This is a genomic window from Planctomycetota bacterium (assembly GCA_035574235.1).
GTDB lineage: Bacteria > Planctomycetota > MHYJ01 > MHYJ01 > JACPRB01 > DATLZA01.
In genome coordinates this window covers 1-4566 of the sequence record DATLZA010000012.1, presented here as the reverse complement: position 1 = coordinate 4566, position 4566 = coordinate 1, and the positions used below count along the sequence as shown (strand labels likewise).

Genomic DNA, 4566 nt, shown 5'->3' with positions numbered 1-4566 from the left:
GAACGCCCAGTGCCGCTCGTACGGCGCCCCCTCCGCGATCCACCGCCTCAGAAGCTCCACCTCCCGGGCCGTGAGCTTCTTGCCCGATTTCGGCGGCGGCATGGCCTCCCCGGGGTCCCGCGACGTGATCCGCCGAACAAGTTCGCTCTTTTCCGGCTTTCCGGGCACGATCGCCGCGTAGCCTCCGAGGTCCGCCGTGGCCCCTTCGCGCGTGTCCAGCCGCAACGCCGAGGTGCGCGCCTTCGAATCCGGACCGTGGCAGAGGATGCAGCGCTCGGCCAGGATCGGGCGAATGTCGCGGTTGAAGTCGAGTTTCGCGGGAGCACCTTCCCCGCCGGCGGAGCGCTCGTCCGCCGTGACGGGGGGGAATCCCGCAAACAACATCAGAAAGAAGATCGGAACTCCACGGATCACCTTGGGCACCCCTTCCCTGGGACGGTTCCCGCTCCTCTCCATTGTACGCACGGACTCCCGGCGGATCACGGCTTACATCCTTTATTTCCCGCCGAAGGCCCCTCCGGGTTGCCTACGCGAGAAGCTCCTGGACCACGCGCCCGTGGACGTCGGTCAGGCGGAAATCGCGGCCCTGGAACCGGTACGTCAGCCGCGTGTGGTCGAAGCCCAGAAGGTGCAGGATCGTCGCGTGCAGGTCGTGCACGTGGACCTTGTCCCGGACGACGTTGAACGCGAAGTCGTCGGTTTCCCCGTAGGTGATCCCGGGCCGGATGCCGCCTCCGGCCAGCCACATCGTGAAGGCGTTCGGATGGTGGTCGCGGCCGTCGTCGCCGCCGCCCTGGACCATGGGGGTGCGCCCGAATTCGCCGCCCCACACGACGAGCGTCTCGTCCAGCAGGCCCCGCTGCTTGAGGTCCCGGACGAGCGCGGCGGAGGCGCGGTCGGTGTTCTCGCAGTTCTTCTTGAGGTCCTTGACGAGGTTTCCGTGCTGGTCCCAGGCCTCGTGGAAAAGCTGGACGAAGCGGACGCCGCGTTCGACGAGCCGCCGCGCCAGCAGGCAGTTGTTGGCGAAGGAGGCCTTGCCGGGCTGGGCGCCGTACATGTCGAGGATCTCCTTGGGCTCCCGGGCGAGGTCCATGAGCTCGGGAGCGGAGATCTGCATGCGGTAGGCCATCTCGAACGCGTTGATGCGGGTGGCGATCTCCGGGTCGCCCACGACGTCCAGCCGCCGCCGGTTGAGGGCGCCGAGGGCGTCCAGCGTATCCCGCTGGAGCGTCTCGTCCACGCCCGGGGGATTGGAGAGGTAGAGCACGGGGTCCCCGGTGCCGCGGAAGGGGACGCCCTGGTAGACGGTCGGGAGGAATCCGGAGCCCCAGTTGGAATTGCCCCCGCTGGGCCCCTTGGAGCCGGAGCTGAAGACGACGAACGCCGGGAGGTTCCGGGACTCGCTGCCGAGGCCGTAGGTGACCCAGGCGCCCATGCTCGGCCGCCCGAACTGAGGGCTGCCGGTGTTCATCATGATCTGGGCGGGAGCGTGGTTGAAGGCGTCGGTGGCCATGGACCGGACGATCGCGATGTCGTCCACGATCGTCGCCAGATGCGGGAGGAGTTCGGAGATTTCCGCGCCGCAGGCGCCCTGGCGGGCGAAGGAGAACTTGGGTCCGAGCAGCTTGGAGTTGGGGTTGATGAACGCCGCGCGGTAGCCTTTGATGAGGTCGGGCGGCGGAAGGGTGCCGCTGAATTTCGCCAGCTGCGGCTTGTAATCGAAAAGCTCCAGGTGGCTCGGCCCGCCGGCCATGAAGAGAAAGATGACGTTCTTGGCGCGGGCCGGGTAATGGGGCGGCTTCGGCGCCAGGGGATCCGCCGGCGAGGCCCACGCGCGGTCGGCCAGCAGCGTATGGGCGGCGATCGCGCCCAGTCCCACGCCGCACTGCTGGAGGAACCACCGCCGGGAGGCGAGCGTCGAGGCGTTCATCGGCTCACTCTTTCGTCATCGTCTCGTCCAGATTCAGAAGCACCCGCCCGAGCGCCGTCCAGGGATCCATGCCGGAACGGGCGCTCCGCGCCTGCTTGTCGAGGAAGGCCAGCAGGGTTTCGAGCTCCGCGGGGGACGGCCGCCGCGCGGTGCAGAGCCGGAAGGCGTAGGCGGCGCGCTCGGCGTCCGTGGAGCCGCCCTCGCGCCGGGCGCGCTCCCCGAGCGCCCGGGCGCACTCGACGAAGAGGGGCTCGTTGAGGGTCGTGAGCGCCTGAAGGGGCGTGTTGGAGCGCACGCGGCGGACGCACGCGAAGTCGCCGTTCGGAGCGTCGAAGGCCTGGAGGGCCGGATAGGGAACCGACCGGTACCGGAAGGTGTAGAGAGCCCGGCGGTACCGTCCGGAGCCGGTTTCCTCCTTCCACACCTTGGGGCCGTAGCTGGCCGGGGGGACGAAAAGCGACGCCGGGGCGGGCGGGTAGACCGGAGGGCCGCCGAGCTTCGGATCGAGGAGGCCCGAGGCCGCCAGAGCGATGTCGCGAATCGTCTCGCCTTCCACGCGGAAGCGCGGTCCGCGGGCCAAGAGCCGGTTGTACGGATCGCGGGCCAGAAGTTCCGGCGTCACCCTCGAGGACTGCCGGTAGGTGGAAGAGAAGACGATCTTCCGGTGAACGTCCTTGAGGCGCCACCCGGAGTCCATGAAGTCGACGGCCAGCCAGTCCAGAAGGTCGGGGTGAGAAGGCGGTTCGCCCTGCAGCCCCAGGTCTTCGCTCGTGGCGACCAGGCCGGTGCCGAAATAGGTCTGCCAGACGCGGTTGACGAACGCGCGCGCGGTGGTGGGCGCGTTCCGGTCGACGAGCCAGCGCGCCAGGCCCAGGCGCGTGGGGGGCGCGCCGGGCGGCAGCGGGTGGAGGAACTCCGGGACGCCGGGACTCACGCGCTTGCCGGGCTTGAGGAAATCGCCGCGCTCCAGGACGTGGGTCGATCGCGCTTCCGCGCGGTCGAGAAGCACGAGCTGCGAGGTTCCCTCGGGGTGCTGCTTCCACAGCTCCTCGATGGCGGCGTTGGCGTCCGCCCACTCGGGGACGGTGGTCCTCCAGAAGGCGAAAACCGCTTCGACCTGAGCGGGGGTGCGCCGCTCGGGCGGAATCGAAAGAATCTCCCGGACCCTCATCGGAAGAGGGTCGGCGACGGGGTCCGGAGCATCGGTGACCGAGAGCCGGAATCGTCCCAGGTTGTGGTTCTGGTTGTCGTCGCTGTTCCAGCCGCCGTGGTTCTGCTTGAGGTAGAAGGTGACGGTCGAGCCGCCTTCGCGTTCGATGGGTTTTTCGAGGACGAAGACGGCCTTGCGCGGCTGGTTGCGGCGGCCGGGGCCGGCGTCGGTGCCCCAGGCGGTTTCCTCCTTCCCGTCGATCGCGAAGGCCACGGGTCCGGTGACGCGGCGCTTGCCGCTCTTGTCGTTGAAAATCGGAGCCAGAGGCGCCTCGGGCGGGTCGAAGTCGGCGGTGGCGCGGGCGATCCTGACCTTGGCGCCGTCCGCTTCGACTTCGAACTCGGTGAGGGCGGCGGTGCCGTAGATCGACCGGCCGGGGCCGCCGCGGGGGAGGTTGGGGTCGGTCAGCAGCTCCAGGCGGAAGCCCGTGATGCGGGGAAGATCCACCCGGACGGTCATCTTCACGCGGTGCTTGGTGGGCGCGTAGCCCTGGGCGAGGAAGGAGCCGTCGGGAGCGGGAAGGTACTTCTGGCCGCCCGTGGAGATGTCGTCCACCGCGGGGCGCAGCACGATCCAGCGGGGCTGATCCTCGCGGACCCGGGCCTCCCACGCGGCCATCCGTTCGGGCCAGTCGGGGGTGCGGCGGCGAAGGTCGTCTTCGATGTCCCGGATACGGCGGAAGATTTCCGCGCGCCGCATTTCCTCCTCGGGGGTGTACACCGAGACGCTGGCTTCGTGGGCGTTGTTGAGGAACGCGAAGAGGCGGTAGTACTCCTCCTGGGTGAGCGGGTCGTATTTGTGGGTGTGGCACTGGGCGCACTGGACGGTGAGGCCCAGGATGCCCTTGCCGATCGCGTCCATGCGGTCGAACATGGCTTCCATGCGGAACTGCTCGGGGTCGATGCCGCCCTCCTCGTTGATCATGGAGTTGCGCAGGAAGCCCGTGGCGACGACTTGGTCCTGGCCGGCGCCCGGGAGAAGGTCGCCGGCGATCTGCTCGACGATGAAGCGGTCGTACGGGAGATCCCGGTTGAGGGCGGAGACGACCCAGTCGCGGTAGAACCAGACCTCGCGCGGCTTGTCCTTCTCGTAGCCGTCGCTGTCGGCGTAGCGCGCGGCGTCCAGCCAGTGGCGTCCCCAGCGTTCGCCGTAGTGGGGACTGGCCAGAAGCCGCTCCACCTGCTTTTCGTACGCGTCGGGCGAGCGGTCGGCGAGGAACGCGTCCATTTCGGCGGGCGTCGGAGGAAGCCCGACGAGGTCGAGGCTGAGGCGGCGCAGAAGCGTTTCGCGGTCGGCTTCGGGCGAAGGCCGCAGCCCCTCCCGCTCCAGGCGCGCCAGGATGAACCGGTCGATCTCGTTGCGGCACCACGCCGGCTCCTTCACCTCCGGCACCGGCGGACGCCGCGGCGGCACGAACGCCCAGTGC

The 4566-nt window shown here is 69.2% G+C and carries 3 protein-coding genes; all 3 read right to left on the bottom strand.

From position 1 onward, the window contains the following. Window positions 1-483: c-type cytochrome domain-containing protein (locus VNO22_00820; protein HXG59890.1), on the bottom strand; the 483-nt coding region annotated here is incomplete at its 3' end. A gap of 43 nt (window positions 484-526) precedes the next feature. Continuing rightward, on the bottom strand, window positions 527-1930 hold the full coding sequence (locus VNO22_00815; GenBank protein HXG59889.1) for a DUF1501 domain-containing protein: 1404 nt from the start codon (window positions 1928-1930) through the stop codon (window positions 527-529). Between the two features lie 4 nt (window positions 1931-1934). Further along, window positions 1935-4566: DUF1549 and DUF1553 domain-containing protein (locus VNO22_00810; protein ID HXG59888.1), on the bottom strand; the 2632-nt coding region annotated here is incomplete at its 5' end.

Excerpts from the sequence above, each read along its gene's own strand:
- VNO22_00815 (HXG59889.1), bottom strand. The coding sequence starts at position 1,930 with ATGAACGCCTCGACGCTCGCCTCCCGGCGGTGGTTCCTCCAGCAGTGC.